The organism is Shinella sp. GW821-FHT11G07 (assembly GCF_058808115.1).
In genome coordinates, this window is the sequence record NZ_JBXARJ010000021.1 from 43,807 (window position 1) to 66,861 (window position 23,055).

The 23,055-nt window shown below is 59.4% G+C and carries 20 protein-coding genes and 4 pseudogenes; 11 read left to right on the plus strand and 13 right to left on the minus strand.

Annotation, left to right across the window (positions count from 1 at the left end; genetic code table 11):
* Positions 1 to 309 precede the first annotated feature (309 nt).
* From AC1RT2_RS29065 to AC1RT2_RS29080, 4 genes are all read left to right on the plus strand, one after another.
* The gene (locus AC1RT2_RS29065; RefSeq protein ID WP_493107562.1) at positions 310 to 492 is read left to right on the plus strand and encodes a hypothetical protein; all 183 of its coding nucleotides are present in this window, start codon (positions 310 to 312) and stop codon (positions 490 to 492) included.
* 119 nt (positions 493 to 611) lie between these two features.
* Positions 612 to 887 carry a hypothetical protein gene (locus AC1RT2_RS29070; RefSeq protein WP_493107564.1) on the plus strand — a complete coding sequence of 92 codons (276 nt, stop codon included), beginning with the start codon at positions 612 to 614 and terminating at the stop codon, positions 885 to 887.
* 735 nt (positions 888 to 1,622) lie between these two features.
* A complete protein-coding gene (locus tag AC1RT2_RS29075) occupies positions 1,623 to 1,883 on the plus strand; it encodes a hypothetical protein (RefSeq protein ID WP_493107566.1) in 261 nt (86 codons plus the stop codon).
* Between the two features lie 435 nt (positions 1,884 to 2,318).
* Positions 2,319 to 3,374: a Fic family protein gene (locus tag AC1RT2_RS29080; RefSeq protein ID WP_493107568.1), complete on the plus strand. Its 1,056-nt coding sequence runs from the start codon at positions 2,319 to 2,321 to the stop codon at positions 3,372 to 3,374.
* 320 nt (positions 3,375 to 3,694) lie between these two features.
* On the opposite strand, the pseudogene AC1RT2_RS29085 reads toward AC1RT2_RS29080, so the two are convergent.
* Positions 3,695 to 4,889, minus strand: a pseudogene (locus tag AC1RT2_RS29085) (IS256 family transposase).
* A gap of 1,025 nt (positions 4,890 to 5,914) precedes the next feature.
* On the opposite strand from AC1RT2_RS29085, the pseudogene AC1RT2_RS29090 reads away from it, so the two are divergent.
* Positions 5,915 to 6,153 (plus strand): annotated as a pseudogene (locus AC1RT2_RS29090) (hypothetical protein); the annotation flags it as partial.
* Between the two features lie 144 nt (positions 6,154 to 6,297).
* Here the strand turns inward: AC1RT2_RS29090 and AC1RT2_RS29095 are convergent.
* On the minus strand, positions 6,298 to 6,612 hold the full coding sequence (locus AC1RT2_RS29095) for a hypothetical protein (protein WP_493107570.1): 315 nt from the start codon (positions 6,610 to 6,612) through the stop codon (positions 6,298 to 6,300).
* A 217-nt stretch (positions 6,613 to 6,829) separates the two neighbouring features.
* Between AC1RT2_RS29095 and AC1RT2_RS29100 the strand changes: the two genes are divergently transcribed.
* From AC1RT2_RS29100 to AC1RT2_RS29110, 3 genes and pseudogenes are all read left to right on the plus strand, one after another.
* Positions 6,830 to 7,675: a PA3715 family protein gene (locus AC1RT2_RS29100; RefSeq protein ID WP_493107572.1), complete on the plus strand. Its 846-nt coding sequence runs from the start codon at positions 6,830 to 6,832 to the stop codon at positions 7,673 to 7,675.
* Positions 7,676 to 8,009: 334 nt separating this feature from the next.
* Positions 8,010 to 8,187, plus strand: a pseudogene (locus AC1RT2_RS29105) (TniB family NTP-binding protein); the annotation flags it as partial.
* A 104-nt stretch (positions 8,188 to 8,291) separates the two neighbouring features.
* Positions 8,292 to 8,459, plus strand: a complete 168-nt coding sequence (locus tag AC1RT2_RS29110; RefSeq protein ID WP_257951385.1) for a Thivi_2564 family membrane protein — start codon at positions 8,292 to 8,294, stop codon at positions 8,457 to 8,459.
* Between the two features lie 457 nt (positions 8,460 to 8,916).
* Here the strand turns inward: AC1RT2_RS29110 and AC1RT2_RS29115 are convergent, their stop codons facing one another.
* The 6 genes from AC1RT2_RS29115 to AC1RT2_RS29140 form a co-directional block, all read right to left on the minus strand.
* Positions 8,917 to 9,813, minus strand: a complete 897-nt coding sequence (locus AC1RT2_RS29115) for a sugar phosphate isomerase/epimerase family protein (RefSeq protein ID WP_493107574.1) — start codon at positions 9,811 to 9,813, stop codon at positions 8,917 to 8,919.
* A gap of 90 nt (positions 9,814 to 9,903) precedes the next feature.
* Entirely contained in the window at positions 9,904 to 10,842 is a 939-nt protein-coding gene (locus AC1RT2_RS29120; protein WP_493107576.1) for an ABC transporter substrate-binding protein, read from the minus strand.
* A 68-nt stretch (positions 10,843 to 10,910) separates the two neighbouring features.
* Positions 10,911 to 11,894 carry an ABC transporter permease subunit gene (locus AC1RT2_RS29125; RefSeq protein WP_493107578.1) on the minus strand — a complete coding sequence of 328 codons (984 nt, stop codon included), beginning with the start codon at positions 11,892 to 11,894 and terminating at the stop codon, positions 10,911 to 10,913.
* Positions 11,891 to 13,471, minus strand: a complete 1,581-nt coding sequence (locus AC1RT2_RS29130; protein WP_493107580.1) for a sugar ABC transporter ATP-binding protein — start codon at positions 13,469 to 13,471, stop codon at positions 11,891 to 11,893. The genes AC1RT2_RS29125 and AC1RT2_RS29130 overlap by 4 nt, the downstream gene beginning before the upstream one ends.
* Positions 13,468 to 14,871, minus strand: a complete 1,404-nt coding sequence (locus AC1RT2_RS29135) for an FGGY-family carbohydrate kinase (protein WP_493107581.1) — start codon at positions 14,869 to 14,871, stop codon at positions 13,468 to 13,470. The genes AC1RT2_RS29130 and AC1RT2_RS29135 overlap by 4 nt, the downstream gene beginning before the upstream one ends.
* Positions 14,868 to 15,647: a DeoR/GlpR family DNA-binding transcription regulator gene (locus tag AC1RT2_RS29140; protein WP_069062293.1), complete on the minus strand. Its 780-nt coding sequence runs from the start codon at positions 15,645 to 15,647 to the stop codon at positions 14,868 to 14,870. The genes AC1RT2_RS29135 and AC1RT2_RS29140 overlap by 4 nt, the downstream gene beginning before the upstream one ends.
* Before the next feature lie 196 nt (positions 15,648 to 15,843).
* Here AC1RT2_RS29140 and AC1RT2_RS29145 point away from each other — a divergent pair, with 196 nt between their 5' ends.
* From AC1RT2_RS29145 to AC1RT2_RS29155, 3 genes are read left to right on the plus strand one after another with little or no spacing between them, the layout of a single operon-like run.
* Positions 15,844 to 16,926: a class II aldolase/adducin family protein gene (locus AC1RT2_RS29145; RefSeq protein ID WP_493107583.1), complete on the plus strand. Its 1,083-nt coding sequence runs from the start codon at positions 15,844 to 15,846 to the stop codon at positions 16,924 to 16,926.
* On the plus strand, positions 16,923 to 18,200 hold the full coding sequence (locus AC1RT2_RS29150; RefSeq protein ID WP_493107584.1) for an FGGY-family carbohydrate kinase: 1,278 nt from the start codon (positions 16,923 to 16,925) through the stop codon (positions 18,198 to 18,200). Before AC1RT2_RS29145 ends, AC1RT2_RS29150 begins: the two co-directional genes overlap by 4 nt.
* 29 nt (positions 18,201 to 18,229) lie before the next feature.
* Positions 18,230 to 19,039, plus strand: coding sequence for a TIGR01459 family HAD-type hydrolase (locus AC1RT2_RS29155; RefSeq protein ID WP_493107658.1), 810 nt, complete (start codon positions 18,230 to 18,232; stop codon positions 19,037 to 19,039).
* 158 nt (positions 19,040 to 19,197) lie between these two features.
* Here the strand turns inward: AC1RT2_RS29155 and AC1RT2_RS29160 are convergent.
* From AC1RT2_RS29160 to AC1RT2_RS29180, 5 genes and pseudogenes are all read right to left on the minus strand, one after another.
* Positions 19,198 to 19,853 (minus strand): annotated as a pseudogene (locus AC1RT2_RS29160) (Gfo/Idh/MocA family protein); the annotation flags it as partial.
* An 82-nt stretch (positions 19,854 to 19,935) separates the two neighbouring features.
* A complete protein-coding gene (locus AC1RT2_RS29165; protein WP_493107586.1) occupies positions 19,936 to 20,658 on the minus strand; it encodes an MBL fold metallo-hydrolase in 723 nt (240 codons plus the stop codon).
* A gap of 11 nt (positions 20,659 to 20,669) precedes the next feature.
* Positions 20,670 to 21,410 (minus strand): amino acid ABC transporter ATP-binding protein, encoded by a 741-nt coding sequence (locus AC1RT2_RS29170; RefSeq protein ID WP_493107588.1) that lies wholly within the window; start codon positions 21,408 to 21,410, stop codon positions 20,670 to 20,672.
* Positions 21,411 to 21,434: 24 nt separating this feature from the next.
* Complete coding sequence (locus tag AC1RT2_RS29175; protein ID WP_493107590.1) at positions 21,435 to 22,112, minus strand: amino acid ABC transporter permease; 678 nt, start codon at positions 22,110 to 22,112, stop codon at positions 21,435 to 21,437.
* Positions 22,113 to 22,128: 16 nt separating this feature from the next.
* Entirely contained in the window at positions 22,129 to 22,968 is an 840-nt protein-coding gene (locus tag AC1RT2_RS29180) for an ABC transporter substrate-binding protein (protein WP_493107592.1), read from the minus strand.
* Between the last annotated feature and the right edge of the window lie 87 nt (positions 22,969 to 23,055).

Sequence of the window (23,055 nt, forward strand, 5' to 3'; positions counted from 1 at the left end):
CAGCCGAGTTTGACCCAGTTTTTCATTTTGCGCTGCCCCAGCTGAACCGGCATAAAGGCATCGATGAACAAGCAGCTTTCTGGTTGAGAGTGGATCACGGTGAAGTAACAAACAGGGTCAAATTCGGCTGACAATCAACACTACTGGAGTAAAGGGTTAGGTACTCAGCAACTGATGCAACCAGAGTGCGCGGCTCAACCAAAGCTTCGAATTCGTTTCTTAGTAGGCTGGAACAGGCGTAGCTGAGCCATATCCCCTGGCACGCTGAGACAGAGAGTCGAATAGCGCTCCCGCCTATGGAGTGGCGCTATGCCTAGATATTTTTTCCACGTGTTGGACGGCCGAGCAGCGATCGACGAAGAAATGAACGTTTGGCTCGGCAACGAGTGGATGATGGCTGTCGCAGACGAGAGCGGAACCCTTCTGTTTAAATTGAAGTTTTCAGTCGAACTGCCGAAGCGTTCTATCGCAACAGGCTATTTAAGCGAATGAGTAAACCCGCCTCTTGAAAAGACCAGGCCTGCCTTTCTCATTCCTAGCTGCTATCCCGACTAATATTGGCAGAGAATAGAAGTCGTCGTCGATCCGTTGTAGCAAAGAAGGAGTGCGTCATGACCGCTTATATGATTAGCTACGACCCTCGGACCGCCGAAAAATCTGATGCGCTAAGCAATCAGTTGAGCGAATGGAACTGCGTCCGGCTTTTGGAATCGTTGTGGTTTGGAAACCTGAATGGCGATGCCCTGACAATCCGCGAATTGCTCAGGGCACTGATCGGCGGGAACGACGGTCTTTTCGTCTGTGAAATCAAACCTTCCGGCGATTGGGCAAGCGTGAAACTGCACAGCACTGTCACTGCTTGGGTGCGCGCGAACATTGGACCGTGATGCTCTGACCTAGGATAGGGATGAAGCCGGCCGGGTAAAGCCACAGGCCGCCGAAATGGCCTTCAAATGACCTCTTTTCAAGCATTGCTAAAGAAGCACAGAAGGCGCACGGTGATGTCTCCAGCAGCCATCGATACGGGCGCTGCTGTTTGAGGGTTGGGTACCCTAGCCCCAAACAAAAAGGAGGACTTAATGTCTTCCCTTTTCGCTTTCCGCCAAGATAGATACTTTTTGACCACTACGACCGCTGATTTGGCCGTCGCTGCCAGCCTGACCGTAATTCTCTACATCCTGACCGAGGGGTGGCTAGGGTGATCCTACTGTTCACTGGCGTCACGAAGAGTTCGATACCTCATAGGACAATTCTGCGACAGGTCCTGCGGGATGCGAACTGCGAAAACGCAAACCTTGTGGGGGGTGTTGGCACCCAGCACGAGGAAGCGCGGAACGTTGTGCGGCTCATCAAGGCCGCGACAATCGGCGCCGACAAATACCCTCTTTCCCAAAACTCCGTAGAACGGAACCGACTAGCCGGCGTCGACGTCTGGGAAGACGAGGGCGGCGCGATCCACGGAGAAGCAAGGTGTCCACCCGCCTGACCGCCCGAATTGTCCTTACGTTGTGTTCGGCTGGATTGATCTGGGCCTAGCGACCTGACCAGAGTCGGTACGAGAGGCTAAATCCGGGTCAGATGCGCCAAGTAGTGGTACCGCCCATACGGATTAGGAGATCGTGATGACAGAGAGAACAACAGAATCCGAGATCGCATTCATGCATCCGTTTTTTTTGGATGCTCTCGTTGCACCCCAGCCGGCCGGCACCTATCGCCTGGTCGTCGATGAGGAGCTCATCGAAGGATTAAGTTTCACCGCCTACAAGCGAGTCGCCACGCATCTTGAGATCCCGGCGATATCGGTAGCGTCGGGGAAACGCCAGTTTTTGCAAGTCACACAGGCCGAGATCGACGCCGCTCTCGAGTTGGATTCGCAAACATAAATTTGCCTCTTGCCCAACGCGTCGAACCACAATCTGAATTGCATGCTTGAGCATCACGCGAAATTTGAATTCGACGCGATACTGAACCGATGTGGTTAAGATCCGCCTTGAGCGGGATCGAACCTACGACCCCGCTGTTCTTCCGCGCTGATCTCATGCGAGCTCCGAGAGACGTCAGAAACTTTAAATCCTCGTCCCCGGTCGCCAGTGCCTTGCCCATGACATAAGGAGGACCGTCTCGAGTTGCTGATAGCTCTCGTACTCGTATATCCCTCGCCTCGCTGCAAAAGTCTGGATTCGGTCGGGTTAAGAACTGCCACTCATCTGGATCACTACAGACAAATCAGACTAACTCTCCGTGGAGATTGGATGGAAATGGATGGATAAATAGTGCATAACAGCGTTTCGGGGAATTGGGTGGGAATGGATGAGTAAATGGAACTTTTAAATACGGTGACCGTCCGGATCACGCCCGAAGTCCTGTTGCTGATCGCCGAAATCGACGAATTCAAGGGTGCTTGGCGTGCTATCGGCCGGATCGCGCTTGAGCGGCTGTCCAGCCTCCGGCGGGTGGCCACGATCGAAAGCGTCGGTTCGTCCACACGTATCGAAGGGGTACGCTTCACTGACCGAGAGGTCGAAAAGCTTCTGGCAAACATCCGCCTGGGGTCGTTTACGACACGCGACGAGCAAGAGGTTGCCGGCTATGCGGAGGTGATGGAGACCATCTTCAGTGCTTACGAAGCTATTTCGTTCACCGAGAATCATATCCGTCAGCTCCACCGCGACCTTCTTGCGCATTCGACGAAGGACGAGCGGCATCGCGGCGCCTACAAAACCCTCTCCAACAACGTGGAAGCGTTCAACGAACAGGGCCAGAGCCTCGGCATAGTTTTCGAAACGGCATCGCCGTTCGATACGCCGCGTCGAATGGAAGAACTGATCGCCTGGCTGGATGAGCAAGGGCGAGAAAAGCGGCTCCATCCACTTTTGGTCGTCGCGATCTTCGTTGTCGTTTTCCTGGAAATCCATCCATTCCAGGATGGCAATGGCCGCCTATCGCGTATTCTGACCACCATGTTGCTCCTACGGGCAGGCTACGCTTACGTCCCTTACAGCTCGCTCGAAAGCATCATCGAGCAAAGCAAGGAGAGCTATTACATCTCGCTTCGGCGCACGCAGGGAACGATCCGCAACGCCGAGCCCGACTGGAATCCCTGGATCGAGTACTTTCTGAGAGCGCTTCATCGGCAGAAAACGCGGCTTGAAAAGAAAATGGAGCGCGAGCGTATTATCCTCGCCGACATGCCGGAATTATCCGTGACATTGCTCGAGTTGGCACGCGAGCACGGGCGGATTACGGTCGCAGAGGCTACGCGGATTACCGATGCAAGCCGTCACACCATTAAGGATCATTTCAGGGCGCTCGTGGATCAAGGGCACCTCGTCCTGCACGGTGCCGGCCGCGGCGCCTGGTACGGTCTTTCCTAATGAAGGGGTGTCAGGCCCCATCTGAATGGTCCCCCGTCGGACGTGTGAAGCTATCTTGCTGCAGCCGGTAGATTTGCGTTACCGCAAGCCGCGAAATCGATATGCGGAAAACCCAAGCGCGTGCGCTGCCCATCCGCGAATCTGGCCGCATGCTTGTGAAGACGGAAGGGGTGAAGAGACTCGCCACCGTCTTCAATGACGATGACCGACCACTCTTTCTTGTCTGCAAAAAGTATAACAGAGCTACGCGACAGATCATGTCCCAAGGAGTGGTTTAGCTCCGGCGATCGCCATGCTTTCCGGACGGAGCCGGGAATGGGTCAGCTTGCCGCAGCGGGCAGGCTGATGAGCGGATCATCGCTCATTGCGGCGATGGTCTCAAGGGTCAGGTATCTGGAGCGCTGGACAGCCCACTCGTCGTTCTGTTCGAGCAGCAATGCGCCGACGAGGCGGACGATGGCGTCATCGTTGGGGAAGATGCCGACGACCTCGGTGCGCCGCTTGATCTCGCCATTGAGGCGCTCGATGGGGTTGGTGCTGTGAAGCTTGGTCCAGTGCTGCCTGGGAAAGGTCATATAGGCGAGCACGTCTTCTTCAGCGGTGTCCATGAGTTGGGCGAGCTTCGGCACTTTCGGCCTGATCTGGTCGGCGACATTGCGCCACTGAGTGCTTGCGGTCTCCGGCGTATCCTGGGCGAAGGCCGTGGCGATGAAGGCGGAGACCACTCGTCGGCCGCTCTTTCCGGCATGGGCCAGCGCGTTTCTCATGAAGTGAACCCTGCACCTCTGCCAGGTGGCCGATAGAACCTTGGAGACGGCGGCCTTGATCCCTTCATGGGCATCGGAGACGACGAGCTTGACGCCTCTGAGACCCCGTCGCGTCAGTTTGCGCAGAAAATCCGTCCAGATCGGCTCGGCCTCGGATGTGCCAATCTCCATGCCCAAGACCTCGCGCCGTCCGTCGGTGCTGACGCCGACGGCGATGATGACGGCAACCGAGACGATGCGGCCACCGCGACGAACCTTCAGATAGGTGGCGTCGATCCACAGATAAGTCGCCTTCCATGGGGCGGCTGAGGAACGCCTTCACCTTGTCGTCGATCTCCTCGCACAGCCTCGAGACCTGGCTCTTGGAGATGCCGCTCATGCCCATCGCGTTGACCAGATCGTCGACGGAGCGGGTCGAAACGCCCTGGATATAGGCTTCCTGAATTACGGCCGTCAGAGCCTTCTCGGCCATGCGACGCGGCTCGAGAAGGCTTGGGAAATAGGTGCCGGTACGAAGCTTCGGGATGCGCAGTTCCGCCGTCCCGGCCCGTGTTTCCCAGTCGCGCTCGCGGTAGCCGTTACGTTGGGCAAGCCGAAAGGCGTTCTTCTCGCCATAGGCCGCGCCCGTCTTCGCCCCGACCTCCAGCTCCATCAGCTTCTCGGCAGCAAAGCCGATCATCTCCCGCAGCAAATCCACATCCGCGCTCTTCTCAACAAGCGAGCGCAGGTTCATCATCTCGTCGGTCATCGGTGATCTTTCCATCAGGTTGGGCTTGAACAACCCGACCCTACCGGAAAAACACTGATGGCCGCCTTCCTGCTACACCACCTCACGGGACACGATCACGCGACATCTTTCGCCTCACCAATCGGGACGAAAGTTGTTAGACTCTCATGGTCGCACCCATTGATAGACAACCGGTGATGCAACCATACGCTTATACTAGCGTCTGTCGAATGAAAAAGGACCCGGCTCATCTCTGAACCGAGTCCCACATCCACCCCCGGATGATAGTCATCTCAAACGGCTGTAATGCGACCGCGCCGAACTTTCTACGATTGCCCGGAACCGCTCCGGTTCGATTGTATCAATCGAGTACGTCTCGATCAGGTAGCGTGCGAACGACGAGCGTTTGTCAGCGCAATCATCAAACCAGTCCAGTGCCACGATGGCATCGTATATTAGTTTTACCAAATTCAACTCTTCAGGCTGAAACTGAGTGGAGTGTATAGCAAGCTCCTGCCTTGCCGGCGAAAACATGAGCACTTTTGTGAGGGTTATCGCGCGCTCAAATGCTGCCAATCCGTTCAATCTATGCTGCTCACCTTAGTCGCGCTATTAACTTTGACGTGTTGTGCGGTCGATCAAATGCGGACACGAAAAAGCCGGGACAATGTTTTCGCGCGCCATCGTCCCGACTTTCTCACATTAGTGAGGCACATTTCGTTACAAGACTTTTGGGTAGTCTTGCAGGAAAAATATTAGCACACGCGTGCATTGTGACAAGTCGACAATGCACGCCAAGAGGGAGCATCCCGAATTTGTCCAACGAAGGCATTGTCGAAGTGCATGCAAAAAAAGCCGAAGCGATCACGCTGACAATCGCCTCGGCTCTATGGGTGCACATATCATCGCAGGACGCACTATCAGGTTGGGAGAGTTCCTGCGACGTGAAAACATTAGCATGTCGGCACATTCGAGCAAAGCAGCAACGTACGCCGAGCACAAAGCACCCCAATCTGTTCAGGCTGGTTGCCTCCATCCCAGGCTGCGGAATCTACAATCCCTATATCGGCCGCGTGGCCATCAAGGGTTGGTTGCCGCATGGTCCTCGTAACGTTCGCGGCATCCTGGCGACTCATGTCCTCAAGTGGAAAGGAGCCTAAGAGCAGGCGAGTACACGATCCAGGACACGCCGGATGTCGTGAAGTAGCACTATGGCCGTTCGCTGCCGCAAGACAAGGCGCCACTGGCAGCCAAGATACTCAAGCAGGTCTGGGTGGTAGCTTAGCCCCATATGTTGAGTTGACGGCTCGCCACCCCGCCAACGCCCCTTGTCCACTGGGCGTCTTTCGCACGCCTACTGAACCGTACCTGCAAGCGATCCGCTCTATTGCGGCGGGCAGTGCTTTAGACGCCGGTTAGCGCGGCCACCCTAGACTTCGAACCCGGTGAGCAAAGGCAATGCTGGCGCTGTGCTGCCAGGTACCTTCGGCTTGCGCAGGGCGGGTTTACCTTTCTTCGCTTTTCGCAGCGGGTCGACGGGCGCTGTCAGCTCGAGTTGCTCGACGCCCGTCAACAATGTCTCGTTAGTCGGCAGCGGCATGTTGGTGTTAAGAGATATAGGTGCCGGTTCCGTCGCGGCCTGAACCTGTGGCACGACGACGGGTCGTGGTTTAGGGCTCGGAGATTTTGGAGCCACCCGCTCCTGCGGGACTTCGGGCTCGACATAGCGGAAATAGCGAATCATCAGCAGCAAGCCTCCATAATGTTCGCTAATCGTTCTCATTTGAAGAGGTAGGTGTCAACGCGAGAGATTGGATCTCTGACCGACAGGCATTCGATCCTGAGCCATCTTTCGCTAACGAAACAGAACAACTCGAAACCCGCAGCCAACGAGCCGCGCTGGCGTCTTTCAACCCGTTGGATCACTATGACTGCAGACTCGATCATTGAGGGGAAGCAGCATGCCGCCACGTTTCGTTTGTCAGCTCCGACAATTAGGTGCGCTTGCTGCTGCATCGGCAATTATCGTCTTCACCGCACCGACAACTCAAGCGGCGGGCAGTGAGTGCAGCACTCGAGGCGCCGACATCATCAGGCAAGCTTACCCCACTGCGCAAAACGTTTCCGAACGGACGTTCAGGGTTGGCGGCGAAACCATCGCGTTACCGGCAGATGCTGGCGACAACCCTCATGAGCTAATCTGCAGGACGTGGCCTGCCCAGCCAGAGCTCATGCTCGTCGCGGTGCCCCTCATGACTGGCAAGTCGGAGGATGGCAACGACGGAGATGTCGAACTCCTCGTTGTCGAAAGCCACAGTCTCAAGCTCAGGCAACGGCTGCGCCTTCCAGATCTTCTCACTGACGATGCCTTCTTCGTCTCACGCGTCGCTTTTGACACCGCATACTACCGGCTTTCAGGCAGCGATCTTGCGTTCGGCTTGCGCATTGAGCGGCGCGGAAGTTCAGGTCCCAATCCGTTTCGGGAAACCACCCTGTGGCTCTTTGTCATCGACGACAACAGACTGAGACCCGTCCTCGATAACATCGTGGTTGCGGGCCACCAAGGCGAATGGGATACCAACTGCGCTGGGGAATTCCAGACGACCGAGCGCACGCTCGCTATGGGGCACCCTTCACCAAACGGCTTCTCCGACATTTTGGTCACAGAAACGAAAACAAAGACTATCAGCACATTAGGTCGGGACGGAGGGTGTGTGGACGAGAAAAACGCGATTACAACCGTCCAGCGCCTTTCCTCTCAGGGGATCACCTATCAAGTCCCCGAAGACCTCAAACGGATTGAGTAATGGCTCACGAAAGCCACTACGCGATTCTTGCGGTTTGATAGGATCGTATCGCTATAAGACCACGTGCTGTCTCCATCCCAAAACAATCGGCAAACTACTCCTCCTCGCCCTCGATTGCCACCAACGCCTCCTTCTGCACGCCTTTTCGACTCAGCAATCGTGCATCCTCCAGCGCTTCGATGTGGGGTGTTGTTAAGCGTTGAAGTTTGCCCCCTTCGGCACGGAAGAATGACCCCGGTCTTGGTAGATTAACATGATGATTAATTCGTGGTTTGTCCCATGTCACTGGGGTCCACCGTCGGCGCTGATGGTGGGGTCAGGCACCACGCCGAAACACACCCAGCTGCTAACCCTTCTCGGGGCACAGCAACCGCCACGCGCCGATATCGCGCAGATGGAACAGGCAGCGATGCGCATCATGGAGGCAATCGGTGTTCAGGTGCTGGTAATTGACGAGGTGCATTATCCTCGCCGGAACCTATCGCGAGCAACGCATCGTCCTCAACTCCCTCTTCGCCTGCGTGCAATTTTCGCGTTTTTCGATCTTTCTTTTCGCCAGTGCCGCCATACCTACGCCCTACCGCGCAATTCAGCGTAGGCTTATGGAGTTGGGGCTTTGGCTACTTCAGTGCTCATCAGCATTCTTATTACATTTCTCGTCATCGTCCTGGTCCTCTATCTCATCGGGCGACTTCCGCTTGACGGCCGTGCCAAACAGATTGCTCAGGTCGTTGTCATCATCATCGGAATTATCGCTCTGCTGAAGTATATTGCCGTCTTCTGACCCCTCTGCTCGATATCGAGATGACCCGGATGCCCTGCATAACGCAGGGCATTTTCTCAGTTTCAGCCGACGAGCGGTGTGCGCAATCACAAGCCTGAGCTCTTGATGGGAGTCGAACCGCTGACCCGAACTCTGACACCCACTCGCCGCAAGCGCGGGCCCCCTTCACTTCAACACTTTTCGAACCCGAGTCGATTGACGAGACCGTCCCTAGCGACGGCTGCCGCCTTGAGCATATCAAAAGAGCTTGTCGAGCTCTACGGCGGCGCATTGCGATGGAGCTGATGATGCCAAGCCTGAGAGTTGACCTTACGCCGCCAATGCAATCGAAACTTGCAGACCAATCCGACTGGAGCTTTTTCATCTGATCAGACTCGTGGGAGTTGCTTCGCTTAGGTACCTTACAGCCGGCATCACGAGCAATGGCTGGTAGGTGATCCAAATGAGGTCTGAACCGCTAGATGGGGAGGTGGGCTTGGCAAACGAGCTCGCCCTTCAGACGGGCCGTCTCCAGGCCCAACTCAATGAACCGATGGGCATGGCGGGCGAGCGCGAGGTTGTCGTCCCAGAGATTGCGCCAGATCGCGGTCTTCAGCGACAGGTCCTTGTCGACGATCGTCGTGGAGAAGGATTCGAAGGTGACATAGTCGTCCCAGCCGATCGCCACTAGTGCATCGAAGATCGCGGCAAAATCGATGGTGCCAGTGCCGAGGTAACCACGGTGGCTTTCACCGATATGGATATAGCCGATCTTGTCGGCGGCGTGACGGATGGCGAGGCCGACATCGGCCTCCTCGATGTTCATGTGGAAGGTATCGAGATGCAGCAGCACGTTCGATGCGCCCGTATCGAGGATATAGGCCATGCCCTGCGCCGCGGTGTTCAACATATTGCTTTCGAAGCGGTTGACGATCTCCAGATTGAGCGTGACGCCGGCGGCCCTGGCTCTGTCCGCCACCTTGGAGAGTGCCGAGACGCTGGTGTCCCAGCTCTTCCGGGTTAGCGTATGCTCCTGCTTGCCGTGCGCGGAACTCAGGATACCGGCAAGCTTCGTGCCGCCGAGATCCCGCACGAGCGCTACCGCACGATCGAGAATATCCGTGCCATTGGCGACCACCGCGGTATCATCGCTGGAAATATCGCCTTCCGGAGGCAGGCCCATGCTGATCGCCACATCAAGGCCGAGCTCACGGATACGACCGGCAAGCCACGTTACATCAACCTGCTGCGGATCGAGATAGGAGAATTCGATGAGCTTGTAGCCAAGCCTGTGCGTGTTCTCGAGCGCCTTTTCAAGCTCGCCGCGCGAGGAGCCAGCGCTCCAGACGAAGGAATGGACCCCGATTTTCGACATATCTCGGCTGCTTTCTCAGAAAATGGATTGAAACAGGGTCGGCCGGGCGCGCAGCTTTCGCCTGCGCGCCCGGCCGTCTGGGAGGAACGTTTAGCGAGCGGCACTCCAGCCCTTGTAATCCTTTACGTTTTCCGCGGTGATGAGTTGCGGGTCGAGCAACACGACCGGCTCAGCGGGCTTGGTGCCGTTCAGAACCTCAACGCCCAACTTCAGCGCCTGGCCGGCCATGACGTAAGGGTCCTGCGATGCCGATGCCTTGATCATCGAATTGCCGCTGGCAAGCGACGTTTCAATATCCGGAGCACCATCGACCGCAGTGAAGAAGAATTCGCTACGGTTCAGCTGCTTGGCGGCAAGCTCTGCGCCGATCGCGGTCGGGTCGTTGATTGCGAATACCGCATCGATCTTGTCGAAACGGGTGAGCAGGCCCTGCATCACGGCAAGTCCGCCATCGCGCGAGCCCTGGCCGTTCTGGTCGTCGGAGAGGATCTTGATGTCGGCGTGCTTGCCGAGCGCATCCTTGCAGCCCTGAACGCGTTCGAGGATCGAGGAGGAGGCCGGGCCGTTAATGATGACGACGTCACCCTTGTTGCCGAGCTTGTCGGCGATGTAGTTGCAGGCTTCTTCACCGGCCTTGACGTTGTTGGTCATGACGGTGACGTCGGCACCGGGGGCGGAGACGTCGAAGGCGGCGACAACGATGCCGGCGGCCTGCGCTTTCTTCACGGCGGGTGTAATGGCCTTTGCATCGACGGCATTCAGCATGATGATGTCGACACCGGCGGCAATGAAGTTGTCGACCTGGGAAACCTGCTTGTTGAGATCGTAATCGGCCGAAACCGAAATGACCTCGACATTCGGATTGATCTCCTTGGCGCGATCCTCGATGCCTTTGATGGTGGCAACAAAGAATGGGTTGCCGAGAAGACCGACCGAAATGCCGATTTTGTTGAGGTCCTTGGCGGCTGCGGGCATGGCGAGCGCGGCGGCCATGGCGGTGCCGACGAGCAACGTGGACATAAGACGCATGTTTTCCTCCTTTGGTGGCGCTTGTCGCGCCGTTGTCTCCGGTTGCGACCGGTTCGTTCAGCCAGACCTCACGTCCGGCCAAGCCCTTTGAGCCTGTAGCGATCGAGGCCGACGGCGACGATGATGACGAGGCCCTTGATGATGTACTGCCAGATGTCCGAGACCCCCACGAGGATGAGGCCGTTGGAGAGGACCGCGATGATCAGCGCGCCGATGAGCGTGCCCCAGATGGAGCCGACACCGCCGACGAAGCTGGTGCCGCCGAGGATGACCGCGGCGATCGCGTCGAGTTCGTAGGCCTGCCCAAGCTGGAGGCCGTTGGCCGCATAGAGGCGGGCTGCCGACATGGCGCCACCGAGGCCGGAGAGCAGGCCCGACATAGAGTAGACGAAGAGCAGCACCAGAGGCACCTTGATGCCGGTGAGGCGTGCCGCCTCGGAGTTGCCGCCGACGGCATAGATCCAGGTGCCCAGCACCGTGCGCTTCAGAATGAACCAGGACGCGATAATCGTTGCGATCGCGATCACCGCGAGCCACGGCACGCCGAACAGCGAGCCGTTGCCGATGAAGTCGAACGGCAGGTCCGGGTTGAAGACGGTCGTATCACCACCGAGCAGGCGCGCCACGCCGCGAATGGCGGTCAGCGAGCCGAGCGTCACGATGAAGGGCGGCAGTTTCAGCCAGGCGATGATCGCGCCGTTGAGGAAGCCGCAGGCAAGGCCGGCCGAGATCGCCGCGGGAATGCCGAGCATGCCGAGATCCGGCACCAGCGAAACCATGACCGCGACCATGGCCGAGGCCGCGAGAATCGAGCCGACGGAAAGGTCGATGCCGCCCGTCAGTATGACGAAGGTCATGCCGGCCGCCAGCACCGTGTTGATCGATGCCTGCTGCATGACGATCGACAGGTTGTTGACGGAGAGGAACCGGCCGCTGAGCAGATGGAAGCCAATGGCCAGAAGCACGAGGACCGGCAGCATGCCGAGCGCCGTCAGCGTCGAGCGCAGTTTCAGCTTTTCCATCCGGCCCTGTTCGGTTTCGCTTGCACTCATGGTTTCGTCCCGTCTTCTTCGTTTCTGTCTTCACAATTAGGCCGCATGACCGCTGAGCCGGTCGCAAGCGCCATGATCGCTTCCTGCTCGATCGGCGCTTCCGCCGAACCTGTCACTTCACCGGCGATCCGCCCCTCGCGCATGACCAGCACTCGGTCGGCAATGCCGAGGATTTCCGGCAGATCGCTGGAGATGACGACGATGGCGATGCCGTTCTGGGCGAGTTCGTCGATGATCCGGTAGATTTCCGACTTGGCGCCGACATCGACGCCGCGTGTCGGTTCGTCGAGAATGATGGCCTTGGGCTTCGTCTCGAGCAAACGCGCAAGCAGCACTTTCTGCTGGTTTCCCCCGGACAGAGCACCGACATTGATTTGCGTGCCTGCGGTGCGGATCGAGAGCGACTTCACCGAATGCGACGCCCGCTCTTGCGCGCGCGCGAAGTTGCGCACACCGGCCGCCTTCGCATCATCGGCGATCACGCCGATATTGATGTTGTCGCTGATCGACATGTCGAGGAACAGGCCGAGCGCCTTGCGATCTTCGGTGAGGTAGGCGATACCCGCGTCCAGCGCGTCACGTGGCGAGCTGATCGCAAGCGCCCTGCCGTTCAGCATCACGTCACCAGAGGTCCGTTTGTCGGCGCCGTAGACGAGGCGTGCCAGTTCCGTGCGCCCCGAGCCGACGAGGCCCGCAATGCCGAGCACTTCGCCGGCGCGCACCTCGAACGAGCAATCGTGCACCTTGATGCCGTCGCCGATCTTTTCGACCGAAAGCACCGCCGCGCGTTCGCCTGCGACCTGCCGGTGCTCCTTCTTGTAGAAGGACGAGAGATCCCGGCCGACCATCATCGAGACGAGCTTGCTGGCGGAAAGATCCGCGCGGTCGAGGGTGCCGACATAGGCGCCGTCGCGCAACACGCTCACCCGGTCGGAGAGCTGGTAGACCTCTTCCATGCGGTGGCTGATATAGATGATGGCAATGCCATCGGCCTTGAGACGGGCAATGACGTCGAACAGCCTGTCGGTCTCGCGGCTCGTCAACGACGTCGTCGGCTCGTCCATGACGATGATGCGGGCATTGGTGGTCAGCGCCCGGGCGATCTCCACCATCTGCCGCTCGCCCAGCGACAGTTCCGCAACGCGGCGGGAGGCGTCGAAACCGATACCGAGCTGCTTGAGAATAGGTTCTGCCCGGCGACGCGTTTCCGCGCGATCGGCAACGCCGAAACGCGATGGCTCGTTTCCGAGAAACATGTTCTGCGCCACCGTCAGATTCGGCGCGAGCGAAAGTTCCTGATAGATGACCGCAATGCCATAGGCCTTGGCCTTCAAAGGGTCGCCGAGCGTCACCGTCTCGCCGTCGATCAGCACCGAGCCGCCCGGATCGGCCGTGTAGGCGCCCGACAGGATCTTCATCAGCGTCGACTTGCCCGCGCCGTTCTCGCCCATCAACGCGTGCACTTCGCCGGAATGGACCGCAAGGCTCACCTGCGACAAGGCTTTCGACACACCGAAGGTCTTGCTGATATTCCGCATCTCCAGGAGCGCGCGCTGCCCGTTCATGGTTGCCGTCATGCGCGCTTCTCACTTCGCGAGGCCGGTTCACCCGATGTCATGGCATCGACATGGTGCCGCCATTCCCGCCGGTATTCGTCGAGGCCGGACATCAGTGCAGGTTCGGCGACCACGCAATCGTTGACGAAGGGATTGCGACCAATCGCGTCGAAGACGAGTGCAGCGGCACCAAAGGCGCTACCCTCCGGATTGGCGCTCGTGTGCACGGTTTGCTGCGAGCGAAGCGTCGCCAGAACGGAGGCATAAAGTCCCGTCTTCACAAGGCCGCCATCGATGACGATCGCATTGGCCGAGCCGATGAGGTCGAGAGACAGATCCGTCATCAGCGCGACATAGAGCATGGCGACAGCCGCCTGTTCCTCGCCTTCGACCGTCGGGCCGACGAAACGCCCTTCATGGCCCGGCATCGGCCCACCGGGCGCGAAGGATGGCAGGGCAAAAGCACGCTTGGCGATCACTGCCGCCACTGCCTCCGGAGAAACCGGCTGTGTCCAGCCCCCGCTCGCAACATCATATTCCCGACCGCCCATGAAGCGGATGGTCGCAACCGGCTGATGGTCGACCGTGACATTGGCCAGCATGTCGCGCGCGGCGTCGAGCTTTTCAAGCGGACTTGCCGGATTGAAGATGATGACCCAGGTGCCGGTCGATACCAGCGTAAAATCCGAGAAGCCGAGCGAGCGGTAGAAGTAGAGCGCGGCATTGCTGTCATGCACGCCGTTATGCACCGCGACCTTCATGCTGCGCCCGTCGTCGAGCGTCACCGTATGCGCGCCAATGACGCTGCCGGCGCGCGCGAATTCCGGCATCTGGCCGCGCCAGCCCATGCGATCGACGAGGCTGCTGAAATCGTCCTGCAGCGGCGCCCAAAGATTGGAATGGCAGCCGAGATAGGAAACCTCCGAGACAAGCCGGTCGGAAAACTTCCAGGTCCAGAACTGCGGATAGGCGAGGATGGCGTCAGCCTTGGCGATGAGGCCCGGATCGCGCTCGGTCAGCCACAGCAGATGCCGTCCATAGTTGAACCCCAGCGGCAGCGGCGGCGAATAGGTTTCGTTGAACTCGGGCGCCATCGCGTCGATACGGCTGGCGATGTCAGCGGGTGGCTCCTGCTCATAATCCAGGATTGCGTGAACGAGCGCACCGCCCGCAACAAGCGCAAAGGTGCAGCCATGCCCCGAGAAGATCATGCGATCGACCTCGTGCGTCGCAACGGCCCGCGCCAGCTCGTCCTCCATCCAGCGGAAGAGAGCGGCATCATCCAGAACGCGCAGATCCGCGTGTTCGCGCCAGACGGGGCGGGTCCGCGCCTCGCCGATCACCCGGCCCTCGGCCGAAACGACGAACAGCTTGGAGTTTGTCTTGCCGAGATCAAAGACGGCGATGGGGGACTGGCTCAATTTGCCCCCCCGGTGGTTGCGATCGCGATGCTGACGCCGGCATCTTCCATCATCTTGGCGGCGGCATCGGTCAGGCCGTCATCCGTGATGATCGTTCCGATGCGTGACAGAGGCAGGGCAACGTTGCGCGGCTGGATCGAAAACTTACGGCTGTCGGCCAGCAGAACGATCTCATCCGCGCAGGCCGCAAGTTCGCCGATGACCTTGACGAGCAACGGATGGGACTCGAGCAGCCCCTTGCTGCTGATGCCCTGCGTGCCGACAAAGAACCGCGAGGCGAAGAAGCCCGGGGATCCCGCCGAAGGGTCGTGAATAATGCCCGGCTCACGGTAGAGCTCACCGCCGGCGACCGACAGCTGGCAAGTGCCATGCTCGCCAAGATGAGCGGCAAGCGGCATCGAATTGGTCCAGACACGAAGATTGCGCCGCGCCAGGAGAGTGCCCAGTTGATAGCAGGTCGAGCCGGCATGCACGATGATGGAGTCGCCGTCGCGCACGAGATCCGCAGCGGCGGCGGCGATTGCCCGCTTTGCCTCGACCGCGATGTCGCGGTTCTCGTCGTAGGGCCTTGCGGAAAGGCGACCACTGTCGCCCGCCTCGCTGGCGGAAATCCCGCCATAGACCTTCCGGGCCCGGCCCAATTCATGAAGCTTGTCGATGTCGCGACGGATCGTGGCGGGAGATGCGCCGAGACGCTCCTGAAGATCGCGCACCGAAGCAAAGGGCGTTTCCCGCAAAAGGTCGATGATAGCCTTGTGGCGCTCGGTGTCGTTCACGGGTTCTCCTCTCCGGCGTCTCCCTCGCCGATGAACGAAGATAATCACACTAATACGATGCAATCAAGATATGTGACGTATTTTCTTCACTGTTGACGACGTTCGATCATATCAATACGATCTACAGAAAAGTTTGCTCATCATGGTGCGAATTGCCGACGATGGCTGACAGGTTTTTCTAGAGGAGGAGGCCAGCATGGCTTCGGGCATTCGGGCGGAAGACATTCCGGCCTTCGACGCATTTCTCGGTCTTTCGAGGAAAATCGGCAGTGACGTTCTGAAGACGCAAGGTGCTGGCGGCAACACCTCGTTCAAGCGCGATGGCATGATGTGGGTAAAGGCGTCCGGCACCTGGCTTGCCCATGCCGGTGAGCGCGACATCATGGTGCCCGTAACCGTGGCGCCATTGGTGGCGGCGCTCCGGGCCGGCGACCCAAGCGCCGAAAAGGCAACCGACTTCATTGTTTCGGCACTGAATGCCTCCGGTCTGCGTCCGTCGATCGAGACCAGTTTTCACGCCGCCCTGCCACAGGCGCTCGTTGCCCACTATCACTGCGTCAACGCGATTGCGCTCTCGGTGCTCGAAAACCGCGAAGCCGTCATTGCCAGACATATGGCGAAACTTCCCGACCTGACCTGGGCGACCATCCCATACCGTCGTCCGGGTACGCCACTCGCCTACGAGATCGACCGCGTTGCCGATAATCGACCGGACGTGCTGATCCTCTACAACCACGGCATCATCGTAGCGGGCGAGACCGTGGAGGAGGTGCGTGAGCGCATCGCCCGCGTTACCGCCGCCCTGTCCGTCGACGAGCGCGCGGCCGCGCAGGCCGATCTGGTTGCGCTGCAAGCTCTGGCGGACGGTTCGGACTTCCACGTGGCCGAGGATGCCGGCAGCCACAAAACGGCGCTCAGCCAGGCCAACGTGACGGTGGCGACGCGCGGTTCACTCTATCCGGATCATGTCATCTTCCTTGGCACCGAGATCGGTGTGCTCGACGACGGAGAGACGGCAAATGCCTATGGGAAGGCCCGCCGCTCGCGCGATCTTCCAGTCCCGAAGATATTGCTTGCACCCGGCCGCGGCGTGCTGCTGGCCAACGAACTGACTGCGGGCGGCCGTGTTATGGCGCGCTGCCTCGCAGAGGTTGTCTCCCGCATTCCAGATGGCGCATCGGTGGCCTATCTCAGCCCCGATCAGGAGCATGAACTGACCCACTGGGAGGCTGAACAATACCGTCAGGCGCTCGACCGCAAGGCAAGCAAACAGGCATGAGCACCGACAGAAAGCCCGCCGTCGCACTTGGCATCGACCTTGGCACCTCCGGCGTGCGCGCCGCCTTGCTGTCCGACGACGGCAACCTGATCGATATCGCTGCCTGCCCATTCCCGAACGCCGCAGCCGCACGATTGCCATCGACCTGGTGGAGCGGCGTCAAGTCTTGCCTTGCCGAACTCGCCTCGCGCAACGCCTTCGCGTCACTCGAAGGTGTCGCCGTTGACGGCACGTCCGGGACGGTCGTCGCGATCGATGCCCGCGGGATGCCTGTGGGCGAGGCAATGTTGTACAACGATCCCTGCCCCGATCGCACCATTGTCGAGCGCATCGACACCGAGGCGCCCCCGGACAGTCCGGCGCGAGGGGCGACCTCCGCGCTCGCGCGCGCGATCCACCTGTCCCGCCGACCTGGCGTGCAGGCAACCGTGCACCAGGCCGACTGGATCCTGATGAATCTCGGTCTCGCCAGCGCGACGAGTGACGAGAACAATGCACTCAAGACCGGCTACGATCTTGCTGCCGAACGTTGGCCCGACTGGCTGGAAGCGTGCGGAATGGACATTGCCCTGCTGCCTGCGGTCAAACGGGCCGGCTCACCCTTGTCGACGATCACAGCAGGGGGGCTCGCCCTCGGCCTGCCACCGGAATGCCGCTATTTCGCGGGGACGACGGACGGCTGCGCTTCTTTCCTAGCAACGGGCGCTTCGACAGTCGGCGACGGCGTCACCGCGCTCGGCTCCACGCTGGTTGTAAAACTTGCATGCGCGCGGCCGATAAATGCGGCCAACTTTGGAATTTACTCGCACCGCATCCTCGATTTCTGGCTTGCCGGCGGCGCGTCGAACGCGGGTGGTGCGGTCATCCGGAAATTCTTCGATGATGACCAACTGAAATCAATGACACCGCAACTGCAGCCGGACGTTTCGACCGGCTTCGCCTACTACCCGCTGGCGACGGCTGGCGAGCGTTTTCCTGTCAACGACCCCACCTACCCGCCCCGGCTGAGCCCGCGCCCGGCCGATGACGTCACCTTCTTCCAGGCAATTCTCGAGGGAATAACCACCATCGAAAAATCGGGCTATGACAGGCTTGCTGAGCTGGGCGGCCCGAAGCTGTTGTCTGTGCGCACGGTCGGCGGGGGGGCGGCCAATCCTGCCTGGACGCGAATGCGGGAAAATACGCTCGCGGTTCCCTTTCTTTCGGCGCGCTCGGCCGAAGCGTCCGTCGGTACCGCTTCCCTTATTCTTGCCGGAAAGGATCGCTGGCCTTGAGGACTGCTCAGCATATCACTCTCGCCGACTTGGCGGCGCGCTATGACGCCTTCTTCATCGATCAGTTCGGTGTGCTACGGGACGACGAAGGCGCATATCCCGGCGCCAATGCAGCGCTACACCATCTGAAGGCACTCGGAAAACCCGTCGTCATCCTTTCGAACTCCGGCCGCAGTGGCGAATACAACGCCGATCGCTTGGTCAAACTCGGCTTTGACCGGGCAGGCTTCGACCATTTCCTGACCTCCGGCGACGTCGCCTATAGCATTCTCGCCGATGAGACCGGCGGCAACGCCGGCGTCATGCGATGCCTGACGATTTCGAGCGGGGGCGATCGCAACCTTGCCGAACGGCTCGGCTTTGAAAGCACAGAGGATGCAACGCGCGCCGATATCGTTATCATATCGGGAAGTGAAGCGGAGAGAGTTCCGCTTTCAGCTTATCGGCATCATTTGAGGAACGCTGCGGAACGCAGGGTGTCCTGCTATTGCACCAATCCCGACCGGCACAAACTTGTGAAGGGCGGCGGCACGGCGCCAGGCGCTGGCAGCATCGCGCTCGTATACGAAGAGCTCGGTGGTTCGGTCCGGTGGTTCGGAAAACCCTATCCCGCGATATACCAACAGGCCCAATCCTTTGTCCCCAACATTGCCGCTGATCGCATTCTCTGCATCGGCGACAGCATCGAACACGATATTGCAGGCGCCGCTGGCGCGGGCCTCGCCTCCTGCCTTGTTCGCACTGGTATCCTTGCCACCATATCTGAACGCGATCTCGCTTTGATCTGCGATACGCATGGAGCGCGTCCCGATTTTCTGATGCCAGGCTTCAGGGTTTGAAGAATCACCAACCCGTATTTTATCGGAATAGGCGACGTTGATGTTGATAGGAATCGAACCACGAACCCATCGCCAGACAACTAACCACCGGAAGCGGGCCGGCCGCATTATCCTATATATGCCGCGGGGGAGCCGCCTCCTGCCGAAACCAACAGCCACTACTCCAAACGGAGCTTCACCCGGGCCCCGTTCTTTTTCGATGAGACGACGCATGCTTCGACGAATGCGACGCCCATCACACCATCGTCGAAGGTCGGGTGGATGACATCGTCTCCGACCGTGACGCCCTTCCTCTTCGCGTTGATGGCACGGGCCGCTTCCGCATAGATCGTTACGAATTCTTGGAGATAACCTTTCGGATGGCCGGAGGGGATGCGGTTGACACGGAACGCGGCCAGTCCACTCCCCGCACCGGCCCGGGTCAGCTGACGTTTCGGCTCGTTGAACGGTGTGAACCAGAGATAGTTCGGATCCGCCTGCACCCATTCGATATCCCCTTGTCGCCGTAGACACGGATCCTAAGACCATTTTCATGACCCGGTGGAATTTGGCTACACCAGAGCATCCACTTTGCACCGCCTTCGAAGCGCAGCAGGACACGGGCATTGCCATCCAATTGCCGGCCTTCGACAAAGGAAACGAGATCGGCTGCAATGCTTTCCAACGTCAGGCTGATAACGAAGGTGACAAGATTATAGGCGTGTGTGCCGATATCGTCGGTCGAGCCCCCCACTCCCGACCGGGACGGTTCGGTCCGCCAAACGGCCTGCTTGGCGCCGGTCAGCTCGACGGGCTCGGTCAGCGATTCCTGCGGACACCCTACGATCGGCGAGCATTATTGAGGGCCTCTAAAGCGGAGCATTGCTCAGGATTGATTGCTGGCCCCTTAGACGTCTTCAACCTTCCTTCGAAGCCAGATAGCGCACGGCGATCTCATGCAGCCGATCCTTACCGAACATCACTCCGTGACCGCCGTGGACGATGTCAACGTCAAGCTCCGACAGGCGCGTCATGGTGACTTTGTAGGCTTCGATGCTGCATCCAGGCAAATCATCCACGAGGCCACCCTCGTATATGGCGTCCCCGCTGAAGAATTCTCCCGTCTTCTGGTCGAGCAGGCCTATGGAGCCGGGAGAGTGGCCGGGCAGATGCAGGACCGTGTAGCAGGCATCACCGATATCGATGACGTCGTTCTCCGCGAGGATCGTGGTGAGCGGTGCGGTTGAAATCGTGTATGCTTCCGGCGTCAGGCCGGTGGGCGGCACCCCGGTCAGGGCGTCCGGCTGGGTGCGAAAATAGTCGGCGAGCGTATCCGCATCCGGCATGAGCGCGAAGGCCTCGGCTTCGGCTTCGTGGCCCAGGCGGATCTCGAATTCGTGGAACGAGCCGACATGATCGACGTGAACGTGGGTCGCCACCGCCAGCACGGGTTTGCCCGAGGGTATATCCACTGCGCTCCCGAGATCGGCGAGACCCATGCCGAAATCGATGACGAGGTCGGCATCCTTGCCGACGACGTGGAACATGTTGGCCTGGAAGAACTTATGGACATGCGGCTCGTAAATCCGGGTCAGACGGTCCGAGATCACATCCTTCGAAAACCAGTTCGTATTGCTCAAGATGGCCTCGCTCAATGCAGCAGCTTGCCGAGGAAGCGCTTCGTACGCTCGTGCGTCGGCGCGGAAAACAGGATATCGGGCGTGTTGCGCTCGATAATCTGGCCGCCATCCATGAAGACCACTTCGCTGGCGACCTCGCGCGCGAAATTCATCTCGTGGGTGACGCAGACCATCGTCATACCATCGGCGGCGAGCGAGATCATCGTGTCCAGCACCTCCTTGACCATTTCGGGATCAAGCGCCGAGGTGGGCTCGTCGAACAGCATGATGCTGGGGTTCATACAAAGCGCGCGCGCGATTGCGACGCGCTGCTGCTGGCCGCCGGAAAGCTGACCGGGATACTTGTCGGCCTTTTCCGGAATGTGCACGCGTTCGAGATATGTCATGGCGATCTCGACCGCCTGCTTCTTCGGCAGCTTGCGCACCCAGCGCTGGGCAACGGTGCAGTTTTCCAGAACCGTCAAATGCGGAAACAGATTGAAGTGCTGGAAGACCATGCCGACGTCGCTTCGCACACGATCGATGCGCTTGAGCTGGCTGGTCAGCTCGACGCCGTTGACGGTGATCGAGCCCTCCTGGTGCACTTCCAGACGGTTCATGCAGCGGATCAGCGTCGATTTTCCCGAGCCCGACGGACCGCAGATGACGATGCGCTCGCCCTTGTTCACGGTCAGGTCGATGCTCTTGAGGACCTGGAAGGCGCCGTACCATTTGTTGACGCCGGCAACCTGAATAGCGGTTTGCGTGTTCATATCCAACCCGTGGGTTTGCAGCGATCAGCGATAGCCGCGTGAAAGCACATGTTCGATGCGGTTCTGGGCGAGCGTCAGCACCGAGACGATGACGAGATAGTAGACAAGGGCCGCGCCATACCATTCGAGGAAGCGGAAGCTGGTGGCGATCGCGAATTGCGAGACGGTCATCAGTTCCTTGAGCGAGATCACGGTGGCAAGCGACGTGGTCTTCAAAAGCGAGATGAACTCGTTCATCAGCGCCGGAACAGCAATGCGGAGCGCCTGCGGCATGGTGATGACGAGGAAGATTTGCCAGCGATGCATGCCGAGCGCGGCCGCGCCCTCCCGCTGCCCATGTCCCACAGCGGCAAAGGCGCTGCGCAGGATCTCCGCCAGATAGGCGATCTGGATCAGCGACAGCGCCAGGAAGGCCGCGAAGAACGGCGTGAACCAGCCGGCACGGAAAATTTCGGATATCTGCGGCAGGCCGTTCCAGACGAACAGCAGCACGAGCAAGGCTGGTGCGCCGCGAAACAGCCAGACATAAAGCGTCGCCAGCCAGCGGGTGGAGCGGCGCGGTGAGCCTGCCATGGAGCCAAGCCCCATGCCGAGCACGAGGGACACGGCCATGACACAGAGGGAGAGGCCGATCGTCAGGAGTGCCCCCTTGAAAAGGGGAGCACTGAAGATCGCCTGCAGGAAGAGGTCGAGCTGGAACAACGGAAACCGCCTCTCGTCAGTTCACGTCGTGGGAAACGTCGGTCGAGGTTTCCGGCAGGTTCCACTTCTTGAGGAACGCCTTCATCTCGCCGCTCGCCTGCAGGGCCTCGATCGCTTTCTTCAGCATCTGCCGGTCGCCATCGCTTTTGCGCAGGTAGATGCCATAGTTCTCGCTTTCCTCATAGGTGTAGGCAATGGCCAGCCGACCCGGCACTTGCAACATGCGATAGGCAGCGGTCGTGTCCTGCGTGATCGTGGCCGTCGCGCGGCCGACCAGGATCTGCTCTATGACGCCTGACGCAGAAGGATAGGTCTGCGCCTGGATCGGTTCCTTGCCGGCAGCCTCCAGTTCGGCATTGAGGTCGGCGACCGTCTTCTCGTAGGTCGTGCCGGCTTCGATCGCCATGATCTTGCCACTGACATCGGCGGGGTCTTTCGTCTCCGTGTCGCTTGCTGCCGTGACCAGCACGACGTGTGAGCCGAAATACGGAATGCCGTCGTATTTTTCGAGGCGAGCCGGCGTGATCATGATGCCGCTTGCGACGAGGTCGCAGCGCTTGGAATCGAGCGAGGGAAGCAGGCCCTTGAAGTCGCCGACGACATATTCGGCCTTCGCACCCCAGCGCTTGGCGATGGCGTCCATGACGTCGATCTCGAAGCCGACCAGGTCCTTATCGCCCGGATTTTCATAATATTCCATCGGCGGGAATTCACCGCTGGTGCAGATTTTCAGGACGCCGCCCGATACGAAATCGGGCTTTTGGTCGGCGGAAAGAGCCGTGCCAGCGCTGAGCATGGTGACAAACATTGTGCCTGCCAGAAGCGGCATTTTCATTCTCAGTGTTGCTTTCATCATGGTCGTGTTCCCCTATTTTTGATGTCTTGCATCGCGTTTTATGGAGTCGTATACGAGCGCCTTTCGCAAACAAGCTAAATGTTTTCT

What these genes read in the sequence shown, in the direction of transcription:
- AC1RT2_RS29180 (WP_493107592.1), bottom strand. Translation starts at nt 22,968, where the DNA reads ATGATGAAAGCAACACTGAGAATGAAAATGCCGCTTCTGGCAGGCACA.
- AC1RT2_RS29100 (WP_493107572.1), top strand. Translation starts at nt 6,830, where the DNA reads ATGCCGCCACGTTTCGTTTGTCAGCTCCGACAATTAGGTGCGCTTGCT.
- AC1RT2_RS29075 (WP_493107566.1), top strand. Translation starts at nt 1,623, where the DNA reads ATGACAGAGAGAACAACAGAATCCGAGATCGCATTCATGCATCCGTTT.
- AC1RT2_RS29120 (WP_493107576.1), bottom strand. Translation starts at nt 10,842, where the DNA reads ATGCGTCTTATGTCCACGTTGCTCGTCGGCACCGCCATGGCCGCCGCG.
- AC1RT2_RS29095 (WP_493107570.1), bottom strand. Translation starts at nt 6,612, where the DNA reads ATGATTCGCTATTTCCGCTATGTCGAGCCCGAAGTCCCGCAGGAGCGG.
- AC1RT2_RS29145 (WP_493107583.1), top strand. Translation starts at nt 15,844, where the DNA reads ATGGCTTCGGGCATTCGGGCGGAAGACATTCCGGCCTTCGACGCATTT.
- AC1RT2_RS29070 (WP_493107564.1), top strand. Translation starts at nt 612, where the DNA reads ATGACCGCTTATATGATTAGCTACGACCCTCGGACCGCCGAAAAATCT.
- AC1RT2_RS29115 (WP_493107574.1), bottom strand. Translation starts at nt 9,813, where the DNA reads ATGTCGAAAATCGGGGTCCATTCCTTCGTCTGGAGCGCTGGCTCCTCG.
- AC1RT2_RS29170 (WP_493107588.1), bottom strand. Translation starts at nt 21,410, where the DNA reads ATGAACACGCAAACCGCTATTCAGGTTGCCGGCGTCAACAAATGGTAC.
- AC1RT2_RS29130 (WP_493107580.1), bottom strand. Translation starts at nt 13,471, where the DNA reads ATGACGGCAACCATGAACGGGCAGCGCGCGCTCCTGGAGATGCGGAAT.
- AC1RT2_RS29125 (WP_493107578.1), bottom strand. Translation starts at nt 11,894, where the DNA reads ATGAGTGCAAGCGAAACCGAACAGGGCCGGATGGAAAAGCTGAAACTG.
- AC1RT2_RS29080 (WP_493107568.1), top strand. Translation starts at nt 2,319, where the DNA reads ATGGAACTTTTAAATACGGTGACCGTCCGGATCACGCCCGAAGTCCTG.
- AC1RT2_RS29065 (WP_493107562.1), top strand. Translation starts at nt 310, where the DNA reads ATGCCTAGATATTTTTTCCACGTGTTGGACGGCCGAGCAGCGATCGAC.
- AC1RT2_RS29150 (WP_493107584.1), top strand. Translation starts at nt 16,923, where the DNA reads ATGAGCACCGACAGAAAGCCCGCCGTCGCACTTGGCATCGACCTTGGC.